Origin of the sequence: Sphingomonas sp. CFBP 8765, assembly GCF_014841445.1 — a bacterium.
Taxonomy (GTDB): Bacteria; Pseudomonadota; Alphaproteobacteria; order Sphingomonadales; family Sphingomonadaceae; genus Sphingomonas; species Sphingomonas aerolata.
This window is the reverse complement of record NZ_JACYTY010000003.1, coordinates 592,159-607,269: the sequence shown is the minus strand read 5'-3', so window position 1 is coordinate 607,269 and position 15,111 is coordinate 592,159. Positions and strand designations below refer to the sequence as shown.

The following is a 15,111-nucleotide window of genomic DNA, read 5'->3' as shown; positions in this document are numbered from 1 at the left end:
CCTTCCTTTGCAGGAAGAAGCGAAATGCATCGCGCTCGCCGCTTACAGTTGCAGGGACAGCCTCGGCTTCAGGTGGCGAACCACCCTCACCGCGTTCCCTATTAAGCCCTTTCGGGGCACCGACGCGATCATGCCGCCCTGCTCGGATCGAACAGGTCAGCGGCGCCGGTCTATCCCGGTCAGGATCGTTCGGCAATCGTCCGGCGAGCGGCGCGATGGCGGCTCGATCGTCCTGCTCGATTGCTGTGATCCAGAAGCTCCGTTTGGCGCGATGCGCGTCCTCGATCAGGAGGCGCCGGTGCCGCACGCTCTGTGCGGGGATGCCACGCTGATGGCATGCAGGATTAAGGGATAGAGATGAAGAACGTGAAGAGCCGTCAGGCCGTGACGGCGATGCTGCTGGCTGCGACATCGGCTGGTGCCATGATTCAGCCAGTCGCCGCGCAGACGGTGGCGCCGGCCGAGACGCAGGCGGAAACCCGCATGACGACCGCGGCGGCCCCGTCCAGCGCCGGCAAGCCCGCGCTGGCGCAGGCCGGGGTTGCCGGCACCGTCGAAGCCAAGGGTGATTCAGCGAGTGTCGCCGCACCGCAGATGACCCGCGACAATGGCGCGCCGATCGGCGAGAACCGCCACTCGAAGGCGGCGGGCGACCTTGGCCCCGTCCTGCTTGAGGACACGACGCTGATCGAGAAGCTCGCACGCTTCGACCGGGAGCGCGTGCCCGAGCGCGTCGTCCATGCCCGCGGAACCGGTGCCCACGGCGTGTTCACCGCGACCGCGGACATTTCGAGCATCACCGGTGCATCGCTGTTCATGCCCGGCAAGCAGACGCCGGTGTTCGTCCGCTTCTCGACCGTGATCCACCCCTCGGGCAGCCCCGAGGGCATGCGGGATCCGCGCGGCTTTGCGACCAAATTCTACACCGATCAGGGCAATTGGGATCTGGTCGGCAACAACCTGCCGATCTTCTTCATCCGCGACGCGATCCAGTTCCCGGACATGATCCACGCGCTCAAGCCCTCGCCGCTGACGAACAAGCAGGACCCCAATCGCTTCTTCGACTTCTTCTCGGCCACGCCCGAGGCGACCAACATGCTCGCGCATGTCTATTCGAACCTTGGTACGCCGGCATCCTACCGGACGATGGACGGCAACGGCGTCCATGCCTTCAAGCTCGTGAATGCCAAGGGCGAAACGGTGTTCGCCAAGTTCCGCTGGATCAGCCGCCAGGGCGTGCGCAACCTGAACGGCGCGCAGGTCGCGACCGCGACCTGGAACTACCTGACCGACGATCTTTATGGCGAGATCGGCAAGGGCAACTTCCCCGTCTGGGACCTGATGGTGCAGACGATGTCGGCGTCGGCGTTCGCCAAGCTCGACTATAATCCGTTCGACGACACCAAGGAATGGCTGGGCGTACCGTTCCGCAAGATCGGCGAGATGACGCTCAACAAGGTGCCGACCAACTTCTTCGACTATACCGAGCAGTCGGCGTTCGCACCGGCCAACCTCGTGCCGGGGATCGAGGCGTCGCCGGACCGGATGCTGCAGGGGCGGCTGTTTTCCTATTCGGACACGCAGCGCTATCGCATCGGCGCCAATGCGATGCAGTTGCCGGTCAATCGTCCGCTCGCGAGCGTCGTCAACAATTACCAGGACGGCCAGCTCGACCACGCCAACCGCGCGTCCGACGTGAATTATTTCCCGGCGGCGACCGCGGCAAAGTCGACCGATGCCCGCTTCCGCGCCGCGCCCTATGGCATCGACGCGACCGTCGATGCGAAGCCGATCGCCAAGACCAACAACTTCGCCCAGGCGGGCGAATTCTACCGGGCGCTGAAGCCGCAGGACAAGGCGGATCTGGTCACCAACCTGGCGGGTGATCTCAATGTCGTGACGTCGGCGCGGACGAAGACGATCATGGTCAGCTACTTTTACCAGGCCGACAAGGACTTCGGCACGCGCCTGGCAACCGCGGTGAACGTGCCGATCGCCGACGTGTCGCGCGCGGTGGCGGACTATCGCGCCGCCAACCCGGGCCAGGGCGCCCGCTGATCCCGGGGCAGGAGGCGCGGCATGGCGCGCGCCTCCTGCCGTGGCAGACTTCAAGGAATCGAGACCGACGATGCTGACTTATCTTGCCGCGCTGCTCGCCGCAGCCGGTCCACAGGCCGCTGCGACCGAGCGACGCACGCCCCCTGCGGTCGCGGCCTTGCCATCACCCGAGCGTCGCCAGCAGCTGCTGTTCGAGGCGGCGCGGCTCGGCCGCACGGACATGATCGATCCGCTGCTCAAGGCCGGCGCCGACATCAATGCCTATGACGAGCGCGGTTTCACGCCCGTGATCCTGGCGGCGTATAACGGACAGCTTGCCACGGTCGACGCGCTGATCGGCAAGGGCGCCGACGCCTGCCGTCCGGATCGCGACCAGGGCAACAGCGCGCAGATGGGTGTCGCGTTCAAGGGCGAGGATGCGATCGCGGCGCGGCTGCTGAAGGCAGGGTGCGACGTAAACGCGCGCAATCATGCCGGGCAGACCGCGCTGATGATGGCATCGCTCTTCAATCGCCGGGCACAGGTCGACCTGTTGCTGGCGGCGGGTGCGGACCGGACGATCGAGGACGCGGCGGGACGATCGGCAGGTTCGGTCGCGGCCGGGCAGGGCAACGCCGCGATGGCGGAACGCGTCAAGCGCTGACGCGACCTTGCTCGGGTGTTGCGCGCGCCACAGCGGGCCGTGTCGCTACCGTTCCGCATTGACGCGGCGCGGCATCCGGGGCCATCGCTTTGGCCATGACCAAGAGCAAGGGACGCACCGGCGCACACGCGCGCGCCAATATCCAGCCTGCGCCGACAGCCGCCGAGCTCGACGCAGCCAAGCACGAGGCCGTCCAGATCGAGGGGCGGCTCGCCGGCCTCGCGGCCGGGCATCCGTCGGTGAAGATCTGGAAGGCCCGCCTCCGGGCCGCGCAGGCGGTGATCGCTCGCGCGCCGCGCGACTGAGACCCTCGCGTAGGTGGGGCCGGGTCTGGATCACGGCGCAGTGGTGGTCGCGATCACACCGGAAGCTCATGTCAGTCCCGGGATTTACTCCGACAAGTGAAGCCGATAGCCTGTGTCTGAAGACGTGGCTGGGAGAGTGACATGGGTTGGACGCGTCGCGGTGCGCTAGGCGCAGGGATTGCGCTGGGGGCGGTGCCGCCATTCGCCCTGGCGGCGGCGGGTGCACCCTCGGCGGCGACCCCGTTTCCGCTGTCGCAGGTGCGGTTGCGGCCGTCGATCTTTCTGACGTCGGTGCAGGCGAACCAGCGCTATCTGCTGTCGCTCGATGCGAACCGTCTGCTGCACAATTTCCATGCCGGGGCAGGGTTGCCGACCAAGGGCGAAGTCTATGGCGGATGGGAGTCACGCGGGATCGCCGGGCATTCGCTCGGTCATTATCTCAGCGCACTGTCCCTGATCTATGCGCAGACGGGGGACCAGCAATTCCGTGACCGCGCGGCCTATATCGTCGCCGAACTCAAGGCGATCCAGCGGAAGCAGGGCGATGGCTATGCCGGCGGGACGACCGTCGAGCGCGACGGCAAGACCGTCGATGGCAAGGTCGTGTACGAGGAACTGCGCAAGCGGGAGATCCGGTCGACCGGGTTCAGCCTGAACGAAGGATGGGTGCCGCTGTACACCTATCACAAGGTCATGGCGGGCGTGCTCGACGCGCACCGGCATGCCGGGCTTGCAGAGGGTCTGGCCGTGGCGATCAGGCTTGGGACCTATCTCGGCACGATCCTGGAAGGACTGAACGACGTCCAGGTGCAGGACATCCTGCGGACCGAACATGGCGGGCTGACCGAATCCTATGCCGAGCTGTACACGCGAACCGGCAATCGCCGCTGGCTGACGCTGGCCGAACGGCTGCGGCATCACGCGATCGTCGACCCGCTCAGGGACGCGCGCGACGACCTCGCGGGGCATCACGCCAACACCCAGATCCCGAAGATCGTGGGGGAGGCGCGGCTGCATGAGCTGACCGGCGATACCGATCATGCCAGGGTCGCCCGGTCGTTCTGGACGATCGTGACGCGCGACCACAGCTATGTCATCGGCGGGAATTCGGACCACGAGCATTTCGGCGAGCCGCGCAAGCTTGCCCAGCGGCTCGACCAGCAGACGTGCGAGGCGTGCAACAGCTACAACATGCTGCGCCTGACCCGGCATCTCTATGGCTGGACCGGCGATGCGCGCTATTTCGACTTTTACGAGCGCGTGCATCTCAACCACATCATGAGCCAGCAGCACCCCGACACGGGGATGTTCACCTATTTCACCGCGCTGGCGCCGGGCATGGGGCGTGTGCATTCGAGCCCGACCGAGGATTTCTGGTGCTGTGTCGGGTCGGGCATGGAGAGCCATTCGAAGCACGGCGAGAGCATCTACTGGAAGCGCGGCGATGCGGTTGCGATCAACCTCTATTATGCCTCCACGCTGGATGCCCCCGAGGCGAAGCTCGACATCGATACGCAATTCCCGCTCGGCGACACGGTGCGGATCGCCGTCAGGACAGCGCCGCGGACGCTGGCGCTCCGCGTGCCCGGCTGGTGCGCAGCGCCGCTGTTGCAGGTGAACGGCAGAACGGCCGGCGTGCGCGACGGCGCGTATCTGCTGCTGACCGGGCTGAAGGCGGGCGATCAGATTGCCTTGTCGCTGCCCATGCCGGTGCGCGTCGAATCGATGCCCGACGATCCCAGGCTGATCGCGTTCCTCAGCGGCCCGCTGGTCCTTGCGGCCGATATGGGCGCGGGGGACCGTCGGTCCGACGGGCCGGACCCCGCGCTCGTCACCGACCGGGCGGAACCTGTGCTGGCGGCGGCAGGCGGGTTGCACCGGTATCGACTGGGCGGGCAGGGCAAGCCGGGCGACCTGACGCTGCGACCGTTTTTTGCGCAGCATGACAACCGCACCGCGGTCTATTTCCGCCGGTTCGGCACCGCCGAGTGGCCGACTGCGCAGCTCGCCTGGGCGCGTGCGTCGCAGGAGCGGGCGGCGCTGGCCGCGCGGACGGTCGATGTCATCCGACTGGGCGAGCAGCAGCCCGAGGTCGACCACGCGTTCGCCGACAGCGGCAACTCTGCGGCGGTGTCGCATGTCGCCGACCGTAGCCGCAACGTGAACATCGGATATTTCGAATTCGACCTGGCGGTCGCGCCGGGGCCGCTGACGCTGCAGGTCGAATATGGCGGCGGACAGCGCAACAAGGATTTTCGGATCTCGGTCGACGGTATGCCGTTGGCGCGCGAGCGGCTCACGGGTGACGTCACCGCCGCCCGCAACGTCCGGACCTATACGCTGCCGCCCGAAACCACGCGCGGCAAGTCGAAAATCCGCGTCCGCTTCGAGTCCGACACATGGCAGGGGGTCGAGGTCTATACGGTGCGGACGATGCGATCCGAGACGATCTGACCGATACGCCGGTCGATAGGCCCCGGGGGATTTCAGGCTGGTCGGTTAGGCCCGGGAGCGGTATCGCGCCGTCCCGCGGATCGTCGATCGGAGACGTCATGAAGGTTGCGATCATTGGTGCAGGAATTGCGGGCCTGAGCTGTGCGCTGCGACTCCAGCAGGACGGCTGCGAGGTGACACTGTTCGACAAGGGACGCGGGGCGGGTGGTCGGATGGCGACGCGGCGGATCGAGACGCCCGGCGGCATGATCGCGTTCGACCATGGCGCGCAATATCTGACGATGCGCGACCCGGATTTCGTGGCGGCGATGCAGGGCTGGGCGGCGGCGGGCGTCGTCGCGCGCTGGCCCGCGGCGGGGCCCGATGCCTGGGTCGGGACGCCGGGGATGAACGCGATCGTCGGGCATCTTGCGGCGCAGACGGACGTGCGCTGGAACACCCAGGTCACCGCGCTGCGCAAGACGGCCGCGGGGTGGCAGCTCGATCCCGGCGACGCGGCGCTGTTCGACAGCGTCGTCGTCGCGATCCCTGCGGAACAGGCGGCGGCGCTCCTCGCACCGCATGACGCGGCGATGGCGCGCGTCGCGACGGACAGCCGGTCTGCGCCGTGCTGGACGGCGATGTTCGCGTTCGAGACGCCGCTATCGATTCCCGACGATGTGCTGAAGGATCGCGGCATCATCGGCTGGGCCGCGCGCAACAGCGCGAAACCCGGACGCGATGGTCCGGAGGCCTGGGTCGTCCAGGCGACGCCAGACTGGTCCCGCGATCATCTGGAAGACGCGGCGGAGACGGTGGTCGATCAGCTGCAGGCGGCGCTCGCCGCGCAGTGTGCCGACGCGCTGCCCGTGCCGATCGTCCGTGTCGGTCATCGTTGGCGCTATGCCCGCGCCGCGGCGGGCGAGTCCGGCTGCCTTTGGAATGCGGGCGAGGGGATCGGGGCGGCGGGCGACTGGCTGCTGGCGCCGCGGATCGAGAGCGGCTGGCTATCCGGCCGACGCCTTGCCGAGCAGATGCTGGCAGACGCGTAACGACGGATCCCAGCGCCGCGAGGTTCGTCACGCGGACCACGCATCGACGCGATCCGGTCATGGTCCGGCGCATGAAAATTGCCGCGAACCTTTGCGCGGCAGGCATTATCGGTTAACGGGGCCGCATGGCCACCCGTCCGCAGACCCTCTACGAAAAGATCTGGGCATCGCACGTCGTCGAACGGCGCGACGATGGCACCTGCTTGATCTATATCGATCGCCACCTTGTTCACGAGGTGACCAGCCCACAGGCGTTCGAAGGCCTGCGCGTCGCCGGACGGCGGGTGCGGCGGCCCGATCTTACGCTGGCGGTGCCCGATCACAATCTACCGACGACCGCACGCGTCGACGCCGCGGGCGTGCCGCTGCCGATCGCCGATCCCGAAAGCGCGCAGCAGCTCGACGCGCTGCGTCGCAACACGACCGAGTTCGGGATCGACTATATCGACGCGACCGCGGTGCAGCAGGGGATCGTGCATGTCGTCGGGCCGGAACTCGGCTTCACGCTGCCCGGCTCGACGCTGGTCTGCGGCGACAGCCACACCTCGGCGCATGGTGCGCTCGGCGCGCTCGCCTTCGGGATCGGCACCAGCGAGGTCGAGCATGTGCTCGCCACGCAGACGCTGTTGCTGAGCCAGTCGAAGACGATGGAGGTCCGCGTCGACGGCACGCTGGGCTTCGGCGTCAGCCCCAAGGACGTGATCCTCGCGATCGTCGGGCGGCTCGGTGCCGCGGGCGGGACCGGTCACGTGATCGAATATACCGGCGACGTGATCCGCGCGATGTCGATCGAGGGGCGGCTGACGGTCGCGAACATGTCGATCGAGGCGGGTGCGCGGGCCGGCCTCGTCGCGCCGGACGAGACGACGTTCGCCTATATCAAGGGCCGGCCGATGGCACCGAGCGGCGAATCCTGGGAGCGTGCGCTGGCCTGGTGGCGCACGCTGCCGAGCGATGCGGCGGCGACCTATGACAAGACGGTCGTGCTGCAGGCGAGCGATATCGCGCCGGGCCTGACCTGGGGCACTAGTCCCGAGGACGTCGTGCCGATCACCGGTCATGTCCCCGACCCGATGAGCTTTGCCGACCCCGCCAAGCAGGCGGCGGCGCGCAAGTCGCTCGACTATATGGGGCTGACGCCGGGTACCGCGATGCAGGACGTCGCGATTCAGCATGTCTTCATCGGCAGCTGCACGAACAGCCGGATCGAGGATCTGCGCGCGGCTGCGGCGATCGCGAACGGTCGGCGGGTCGCCGACGGTGTCCGCGCGCTGGTGGTCCCCGGATCCGGCCTTGTGAAGCGTCAGGCCGAGGCCGAGGGGCTCGACCGGATCTTCACCGGCGCAGGCTTCGAATGGCGCGAGCCTGGCTGCTCGATGTGCCTGGCGATGAACCCCGACAAGGTGCCGCCGGGCGAGCGTTGCGCCTCGACGAGCAACCGCAATTTCGTCGGGCGGCAGGGGCCGGGTGCGCGCACGCATCTCGTCTCGCCCGCGATGGCGGCCGCGGCCGCGGTCACGGGCCGGCTGAGCGACGTGCGCGACCTGATGGGACATGAGTTATGAAGCGTGTGATGATGCTGTTGATGGCCGGCGCGGTGATGAGTGGCGTTGCAGCCTATATGGCGGCAGCGCGGACGCTGCCGGGTACCGGACGTGTTGCCCCCGCCGAGACCGGCCCGCGATGAAGCCTGTTTCGACGGTTTCGGGGCACGCCTATCCCTGGGGGGCGAAGAACGTCGATACCGACGTGATCATCCCCGCGCACTGGCTGAAGACGATCACGCGGACGGGGCTGGGGCGCGGCGCGTTCGAGACGGTCCGTGCTCAGCCGGACAATGTGTTTGACGATCCGCGCTATGCCGGCGCGCCGATCCTGATCGCGGGCGATAATTTCGGCTGTGGGTCGAGCCGTGAGCACGCTGCCTGGGCGCTCGCCGACATGGGCATCGCCGCGGTGATCGCGCCGAGCTTCTCGGACATATTCTCGGGCAACGCGTTCAAGAACGGCATCATCGCCGTCGTCCTGCCGCAGGATGCGATCGACCGGCTGATCGAGGTGGCGCGGACCGACAGCGTGACGATCGACCTCGAATCGATGACCGTCACCACCCCGTTCCAGGACCGCTTCGTCTTCGAACTCGACGCGTTTCGTCGGCAATGCCTGATCGAAGGGCTGGACGAGGTCGGGCTGACACTGGCAAGAGATACCGCGATTTCGAAATTCGAGGAGGCGGTGGCCGAACATCGCCCCTTTCTGGAGAGGGAAAGCGGTTATGCGGGCATTGCTGTCGAAGGCGTCGGGCGGACCTGAAACTCTGATCTTGTCGGACCTGCCCGATCCGGTCGCCGCGCCGGGTCAGGTCGTGATCGCCGTCAAGGCCTGCGCGATCAACTTTCCAGACGTGCTGATCATCGAGGACAAATATCAGTTCAAGCCCGAACGCCCCTTTGCACCCGGCGGCGAAATCGCGGGTATCGTCGCAGAGGTCGGTGATGGGGTCGAGGGCTGGGCGGTCGGCGACCGGGCGATCGCAATGCTCGGCCATGGCGGGCTGTCCGAAAAGGTCGTCGCCGACCCGGCCAAGCTCTATCGCCTGCCCGAGGGGCGCGACTTTGCCGAGGGCGCTTCGCTGATCCTCACCTATGGCACGACGATCCATGCCTTGCTCGACCGCGGGCATTTGAAAGCGGGGCAGACGTTGCTCGTGCTGGGCGCGGCGGGCGGCGTCGGGCTTGCGGCGATCGAGCTTGGCAAGGCGTTCGGTGCGCGGGTCGTTGCTGCGGTCTCGTCCGAGGAGAAGGCCGCCGCCGCGCGTGCGGCGGGTGCCGACGAGACGATCGTCTATGCACGCGCGCCGTTCGACAAGGACCAGTCCAAGGCGCTGGCCGAGCAGTTCAAGGCAGCCGTCGGCAAGGCGGGTGCCGACGTGATTTACGATCCGGTCGGCGGGGACTATGCCGAGCCCGCGCTGCGCTCGATCGCCTGGGAGGGACGGTATCTGGTCGTCGGCTTCCCCGCCGGTATCCCGCGGCTGCCGCTCAACCTGACGTTGCTCAAGAGCTGCGACGTGTGTGGTGTGTTCTGGGGTGCGTTCGCTGCCCGTGACCCGAAGGCCAACCAGGCGCATATCGAAACTCTGTTCGAGCTATGGCGCGACGGCAAGATCGCGCCGCGGGTGACCGAGCGGTTCGCGCTGGAGGACGGTGGCAAGGCGATCGCGAAGATGGCCGCACGCGCCGCGATCGGGAAGCTGGTCGTCGAACTCGGCTGATGATGTCTCTCGCGCCGTGGCGGTTCAGAGCAGGCGCGAGATCGTCATGACGATCGCCATCCACAGGATCGCGGATGCGGCCGCACCGAGTGCCATGCCATGCGCGATCGAAGGGAAGCGACCGCGACCATGACCACCGGCACCGATCGGCGGCGCTGCGGGGTGACGCGATACGGCGGTGTCGGACGGCGGCGAAATGCTCCTTGGATGGTGGCCAGTCATTCTACTCTCCATGCCCGTGCCCTGTGTCACGTGACTGTCTTATAGATGATGGATGTGCCGGCATTGTTCCAGAGCCGCACCAAATTATTGCGGAGCCGCGGACCGCTACCTATCTGCTAAGCTCGACACGCCGGAGGGAACACGTGCGCCATGACGACTTTTGACGATCGCGAGCGATCTTTCGAGGCAAAATTTGCCCGTGACGATGAACTCGCATTCCGTGTCACGGCGCGGCGCAATCGGTTGCTGGGGCAATGGGCTGCGGCCGAGATGCGGCTGACGCGCGAAGAGGGCGACGCCTATGCGACAGCCCTGGTGCATGCCGATCTCGAAGGCGGGGGCGACGACGATGTCGTCCGCAAGCTGGTCGGCGACATGACTGCGGCGGGTCTTGACCATGACGAGGCGACGGTGCGCCGTGCGCTGGCGACGCAAATGATCGAGGCGCGTCGTCAATTAATGGAGGCCCAGTAATCCGATGCCGATGACCGCCGACGATATCCGCACGATGATTCGCGACGCCATTCCCGATGCCGAGGTCGAGATCACCGACCTGGCCGGGGACGGTGATCACTATGCTGCGCGCGTGACCAGCGCGAGTTTTGCCGGGCTGAGCCGGGTGAAGCAGCACAAGAGCGTTTACGACGCGCTGGGAGGCCGCATGGGCGGCGTTCTTCATGCGCTGCAACTGACCACCGTGATTGCATAAGGACGACGACATGACTGACGACACGCACGCGCGCATCGACGCGCTGGTGAAGGCCAACCCCGTGGTGCTCTTCATGAAGGGCAGCCCGCTATTCCCGCAATGCGGGTTTTCGAGCCGCGCGATCGCGATCCTCAACCATCTCGAGGTCGAGTTCGAAAGCGTCGACGTGCTGCAGGACCAGGGCATCCGCCAGGGCATCAAGGCCTATTCGGACTGGCCTACCATTCCGCAGCTTTATGTCGATGGCGAATTCCTCGGCGGATCGGACATCATGATGGAGATGTACGAGAGCGGCGAACTGAAGCAGGTCCTGGACGCGCAGAAGGCGGCAGGCTGAGTATTTGACGAGGCTCTGGATCGCGCGGGGGTATCTGGCCGCCGCGCGGTCGGGGCTTGAAGGGTGCCGGGTGAGGGTGGACCGGTGCGAGACCTGAATGACAGCGACCCGTCCACCCTGCATAAGCGCTGAACGCTCGGTAACGCATGAGACGGTGCAGACGATGTGCCAGTTCGCCCGAGTTGCGGGCTTTCCCCGGTCTCGGTGGTTAATCGGCCGCAGCGCCGGCCGCTGATCGTAAAGAAACCCGACACAGACGGTCATCGGCGTCGATCGCGAAACCGTAAGAAACTGACATTGACTACGACCGTAAACGAGCTGATTACAAGCGTAGTCAGTGAGGAGTGAGTCGTGGCCGAACGGATCAGTGATGCCGAGCACAGCGTCATGGAAGTGCTGTGGGACGAATCCCCGCTCAGCGCGCAGGATGTCGCCGAACGCGTCGACCCGGCGCGCGGCTGGAGTGCCAACACGGTCAAGACGTTGCTCGGGCGACTGATCGCGAAATCGGCGATCACGCATGAGGAAGATGGCCGGCGCTACCTCTATCGTCCCACCGTCAAGCGCGGTGACTATGTGGCGGGCGAGTCGCGGCGGCTGATGGACCGGCTGTTCGGCGGCAGGCTGACGCCGCTGGTCGCGCATCTCGCCGAACGCGACGAACTGACCGCGCAGGACATTGCCGAGATCGAGGCGTTGCTGAAGGATCTCAAAGCATGAGCGCGGGGCCAATCCTGTCCGGGGGGATCGGAGACGGCCCCGCCGCCGCCCTCCAGTCGATCGATACGGCCGCGCTCGCGGGATGGGCCAGCGACGCGCTGATCGCATCGACGCTGCTGATGCTCGTCGTGCTGCTGGTCCGCGCCCCGGTGCGCCGCGCCTTCGGGGCGCAGGTCGCCTATGCGCTCTGGGCGCTGCCCGTGTTGCGGCTCGTGCTGCCGTCGATGCCCGAGACGTGGCACGCGGCGGCGACGCCCATTACGCGCGCTGGCGAGACGATCAGCGTCTACATGATCGCGCCCGCTGCAACGGCCGCGACGACGGGGGCAACGATGGCTGCGGCGACACCGGATGTGGTGGAACCGTCGTTCGGCGCGGTCCTTGCGGGACTGTTCGGGGGCGGGCTCGGCAGCGCGCTGGGGGCCGCATGGGCGGTCGGGGCGCTTGGGCTGCTCGTCTGGCATCTGCTTCAGCATCGACGGTTCTGCCGGCAGATGCTCGACAGCGCGGACCGGCTCGACGACCGCGACGGGGTGCGCGTGATCGCCACCGCGGCGGCGCCGGGTCCGCTCGCCTTCGGTCTCGTCCGCCGCTACGTCGCGTTTCCGCGTGATTTCGCGGATCGCTATGACGCGGACGAGTGCGAATTGGCGCTCGCGCACGAGATTGGCCATCACCAGCGTGGCGACCTGTTCGCCAACTGGGTGGCGTTGATCGTGCTCGCGCTTCACTGGTTCAACCCGGTCGCCTGGCATGCGTTTCGTCGGTTCCGGGCGGACCAGGAGCTTGCCAACGACGCACGCGTGCTCGCCGGCCGATCCGCGGTCGACCGCCACATCTATGCCTGTGCGATCGTCAAGGCGGCGCATGGCGGCGCGGTGTCGGCCGCGTGTCACCTCCACACCATCACCGATCTGAAAGGGAGATTGCGCATGTTGACGACTTCTCGGATTTCACGCGGCCGGATCGCGACGGGGGCGGCCTCGGTCGGCCTGCTGGTCGCGACGGGGCTCGCGCTGACCGCTTCGGGCACCAAGGCCGCCACGGCGATCCGTGCCGGTGTCGAGGACCGCGTGGCGCCGGTCGTCCCGGCGGCGCCCCTGCCACCTCTGCCACCTCTGCCATCTATGCCAGTCTTGACCCCGGTCGCACCCGTGGCGCCTGTCGCGCCCGCTGCGCCGCTTACCGCACGCCCCGCCGACGCGCGTCAGGTCACGACGATCGTCACGCGCGACGGCAAGACCGTCAGCACGCGGGTCATCCGTGCGAAGCCGGGCAGCACGATCGTCGCGTCGGGGATGGTACCCGAGGTGACCGAACGCGCCTGCGTCGATGGCAAGGACGGGCCGGGCAAGCACTATGTGATCGACCGGACCGAAGGCGGCGTGCGCAAGATGGTCATCTGCACCAATCGCATCGAACAGGCCGCCGCCGACGCCGCCACCGCGGCGATCAATAGCCGCGAGATCGAGGCGAGCGCCTACGCCTCCGCACTCGCCAGTCTGAAGATCGCGCGGGCCTCGATCGAGAAGAACACCGACATGACCGCTGCGCAACGCCGCGAGGCGCTTGCCGGCATCGACGAGGGTCTGGCCGAGGTCCAGGCGGACATCGCCAAGCGGGATTGACCGGCATTCTGGGGTAGGGGGCGGTGCCTGCGGCCCTGGACTCTGACTTTCGTCCGGATGACGGGATCGGGGTGGTATCACAGGGTCGGGCGGCGGGGTCTTGGGTTCGGGTCTTGCCATGCGCGCCGCCAGCCGCCATTTCGGGGGCATGGCTGAGCATCCGACCGGCATCCCGATCCAGCTCGAGCCGCTCGTCGTCCGCGTGCTCGCGCCGAACGCGTCGCCCTATACCTTCACCGGCACGCAGACGCATATCGTCGGGACGACCGCGCTGGCGGTGATCGATCCCGGGCCCGACGATCCCGCGCATCTCGATGCCTTGCTGCGCGTGATCGATGGCCGCCCTCTTGCCGCGATCGTTGTCACGCATCATCACCGCGACCATAGTCCGGCAACGCGCCCGTTGCAGGCCGCGACCGGCGCGCCGATCGTCGGCGCCGCCGCGTTCGCGCCCGGTGTCGCGGCCAATAGTTCGTTCGACGCGCTCTATGCACCCGATCGCGTCCTGGCGGACGGCGAGACGGTCGGCGCGGCGGGCTGGACGCTCGAGGCGATCGCAACGCCGGGCCACACGTCGAACCATCTCGCCTTCGCCCTGCGCGAGAGCGGGGCGCTGTTCTCGGGCGATCACGTCATGGGCTGGTCGACCAGCGTCGTCGTGCCGCCCGATGGCGACATGACCGACTATATGGCGAGCCTCGAGCGGCTGCTGGGACGCGACGACCGTGTCTATTATCCAGGGCATGGCGAGGCGATCGAGCGGCCGCAGCGGCTGGTGCGCGGGATGCTCGGCCACCGCAAGCAGCGCGAGGGGCAGATCCTCCGTCTGCTGCGCGAGGCGCCGCGGGGTGTCGCGGCGCTGGTCGAGCGCATGTATGTCGGGCTCGATCCGCGGCTGGTGCCGGGCGCCGAGGGATCGGTGCTGGCGCATCTGTATGATCTGCGCGGTCGCGGGCTGGTCGGCGAGACGGAAGGGGATGGTGCATGGCGGATGGCGTGAACGAGGACAGCCGCGGCACGGAGTCTGCGCGGCGTGGCGGGGTCGGGTCGTTCCTGGCCAAGGCGGCGGGGGTGCTGGTGCTGCTCGCGCTGGCCGCGCTGATCGCGCTGTGGGGCGTGCAGCGGTACGTGCAGAGCCGGCTGACGCCCGACCCGACGACGATCGCGAGTGCGAGCTTGGAGGGGCTGCGCGAACAGAACCGGCTGTCGACCTTTGCCGCGCGGTTCGTCGCGGTGGTGACGTCGCGCCAGTCGCAACTGGGTTTCACCACCGAGAAGACGCTGATCATGCCGGGAATGGTCCGCTATGAGGTCGACCTCGGCAAGCTGTCGCAGCGCGATGTCGCCTGGGATGCCGCGACGCGGACGCTCGCGGTGCGATTGCCGCCGGTCGAGGTGGAGGGGCCGCAAATCGACCTCAATGCGCTGCGCGAATATGGTTCGGGCGGTGTGCTGGCGACGCTGACCGATGCGGAGAAGCGGCTCGACACCGCCAACCGGCGCGCGGGCCAGATCGAGCTGGTCCGCCAGGCGCGCGAGCCCGCGATGATCCGGCTGGCGCGCGACGCGACGCGGCGTGCGGTCGAGCGTAGCTTCGCGATGCCGCTGCGCGCGGCGGGAGTGGATGCGACCGTCAGCGTGCGCTTCGCCGACGAGGCGCAGGCGTCGACCGAGCGATGGGACACGTCGCGTTCGCTGCAGGACGTGCTAGGGAACCGCAACTAAACCGG

17 protein-coding genes and 1 riboswitch are annotated in these 15,111 nt (G+C 67.5%); of the genes, 16 read left to right on the top strand and 1 reads right to left on the bottom strand.

Features of this window, described 5'->3' with window-relative positions; genetic code table 11:
* Positions 1-139, bottom strand: a riboswitch (cobalamin riboswitch). This riboswitch is flagged as partial in the annotation.
* A 218-nt stretch (positions 140-357) separates the two neighbouring features.
* The 9 genes from IFT87_RS11440 to IFT87_RS11405 all read left to right on the top strand — a co-directional run bounded on the left by IFT87_RS11440 (position 358) and on the right by IFT87_RS11405 (position 9,765).
* The gene (locus tag IFT87_RS11440) at positions 358-2,058 is read left to right on the top strand and encodes a catalase (RefSeq protein WP_274602535.1); all 1,701 of its coding nucleotides are present in this window, start codon (positions 358-360) and stop codon (positions 2,056-2,058) included.
* 70 nt (positions 2,059-2,128) lie between these two features.
* Positions 2,129-2,701 (top strand): ankyrin repeat domain-containing protein, encoded by a 573-nt coding sequence (locus IFT87_RS11435; RefSeq protein ID WP_192008489.1) that lies wholly within the window; start codon positions 2,129-2,131, stop codon positions 2,699-2,701.
* A gap of 95 nt (positions 2,702-2,796) precedes the next feature.
* Positions 2,797-3,006, top strand: coding sequence for a hypothetical protein (locus IFT87_RS11430; RefSeq protein WP_037527415.1), 210 nt, complete (start codon positions 2,797-2,799; stop codon positions 3,004-3,006).
* A 141-nt stretch (positions 3,007-3,147) separates the two neighbouring features.
* On the top strand, positions 3,148-5,460 hold the full coding sequence (locus IFT87_RS11425; RefSeq protein WP_192008487.1) for a glycoside hydrolase family 127 protein: 2,313 nt from the start codon (positions 3,148-3,150) through the stop codon (positions 5,458-5,460).
* A gap of 98 nt (positions 5,461-5,558) precedes the next feature.
* Positions 5,559-6,491, top strand: coding sequence for an NAD(P)/FAD-dependent oxidoreductase (locus IFT87_RS11420; RefSeq protein ID WP_037527418.1), 933 nt, complete (start codon positions 5,559-5,561; stop codon positions 6,489-6,491).
* A 125-nt stretch (positions 6,492-6,616) separates the two neighbouring features.
* Positions 6,617-8,056, top strand: a complete 1,440-nt coding sequence (gene leuC, locus IFT87_RS11415) for a 3-isopropylmalate dehydratase large subunit (protein WP_037527419.1) — start codon at positions 6,617-6,619, stop codon at positions 8,054-8,056.
* Positions 8,053-8,178 carry a hypothetical protein gene (locus IFT87_RS20715; RefSeq protein WP_261362615.1) on the top strand — a complete coding sequence of 42 codons (126 nt, stop codon included), beginning with the start codon at positions 8,053-8,055 and terminating at the stop codon, positions 8,176-8,178. Before leuC ends, IFT87_RS20715 begins: the two co-directional genes overlap by 4 nt.
* Positions 8,175-8,804, top strand: coding sequence for a 3-isopropylmalate dehydratase small subunit (gene leuD / locus IFT87_RS11410; protein WP_037527420.1), 630 nt, complete (start codon positions 8,175-8,177; stop codon positions 8,802-8,804). Before IFT87_RS20715 ends, leuD begins: the two co-directional genes overlap by 4 nt.
* Positions 8,767-9,765: an NADPH:quinone oxidoreductase family protein gene (locus tag IFT87_RS11405; protein WP_192008485.1), complete on the top strand. Its 999-nt coding sequence runs from the start codon at positions 8,767-8,769 to the stop codon at positions 9,763-9,765. The genes leuD and IFT87_RS11405 overlap by 38 nt, the downstream gene beginning before the upstream one ends.
* A 24-nt stretch (positions 9,766-9,789) precedes the next feature.
* Here the strand turns inward: IFT87_RS11405 and IFT87_RS11400 are convergent, their stop codons facing one another.
* On the bottom strand, positions 9,790-9,987 hold the full coding sequence (locus IFT87_RS11400) for a hypothetical protein (RefSeq protein ID WP_037527422.1): 198 nt from the start codon (positions 9,985-9,987) through the stop codon (positions 9,790-9,792).
* 150 nt (positions 9,988-10,137) lie between these two features.
* Here IFT87_RS11400 and IFT87_RS11395 point away from each other — a divergent pair, with 150 nt between their 5' ends.
* The 7 genes from IFT87_RS11395 (at position 10,138) to IFT87_RS11365 (ending at position 15,106) form a co-directional block, all read left to right on the top strand.
* Positions 10,138-10,461, top strand: a complete 324-nt coding sequence (locus IFT87_RS11395; protein WP_031395262.1) for a DUF1476 domain-containing protein — start codon at positions 10,138-10,140, stop codon at positions 10,459-10,461.
* Between the two features lie 4 nt (positions 10,462-10,465).
* Positions 10,466-10,696: a BolA family protein gene (locus tag IFT87_RS11390; RefSeq protein ID WP_031395261.1), complete on the top strand. Its 231-nt coding sequence runs from the start codon at positions 10,466-10,468 to the stop codon at positions 10,694-10,696.
* 10 nt (positions 10,697-10,706) lie between these two features.
* On the top strand, positions 10,707-11,033 hold the full coding sequence (gene grxD / locus IFT87_RS11385; protein ID WP_031395260.1) for a Grx4 family monothiol glutaredoxin: 327 nt from the start codon (positions 10,707-10,709) through the stop codon (positions 11,031-11,033).
* Positions 11,034-11,384: 351 nt separating this feature from the next.
* Positions 11,385-11,753 carry a BlaI/MecI/CopY family transcriptional regulator gene (locus IFT87_RS11380; protein WP_037527427.1) on the top strand — a complete coding sequence of 123 codons (369 nt, stop codon included), beginning with the start codon at positions 11,385-11,387 and terminating at the stop codon, positions 11,751-11,753.
* On the top strand, positions 11,750-13,381 hold the full coding sequence (locus IFT87_RS20710; protein WP_192008483.1) for a M56 family metallopeptidase: 1,632 nt from the start codon (positions 11,750-11,752) through the stop codon (positions 13,379-13,381). The genes IFT87_RS11380 and IFT87_RS20710 overlap by 4 nt, the downstream gene beginning before the upstream one ends.
* A 148-nt stretch (positions 13,382-13,529) precedes the next feature.
* Entirely contained in the window at positions 13,530-14,381 is an 852-nt protein-coding gene (locus tag IFT87_RS11370; RefSeq protein ID WP_031441618.1) for an MBL fold metallo-hydrolase, read from the top strand.
* Positions 14,366-15,106 (top strand): DUF4230 domain-containing protein, encoded by a 741-nt coding sequence (locus IFT87_RS11365; RefSeq protein ID WP_042467614.1) that lies wholly within the window; start codon positions 14,366-14,368, stop codon positions 15,104-15,106. The genes IFT87_RS11370 and IFT87_RS11365 overlap by 16 nt, the downstream gene beginning before the upstream one ends.
* The last annotated feature ends 5 nt before the right edge of the window (positions 15,107-15,111 follow it).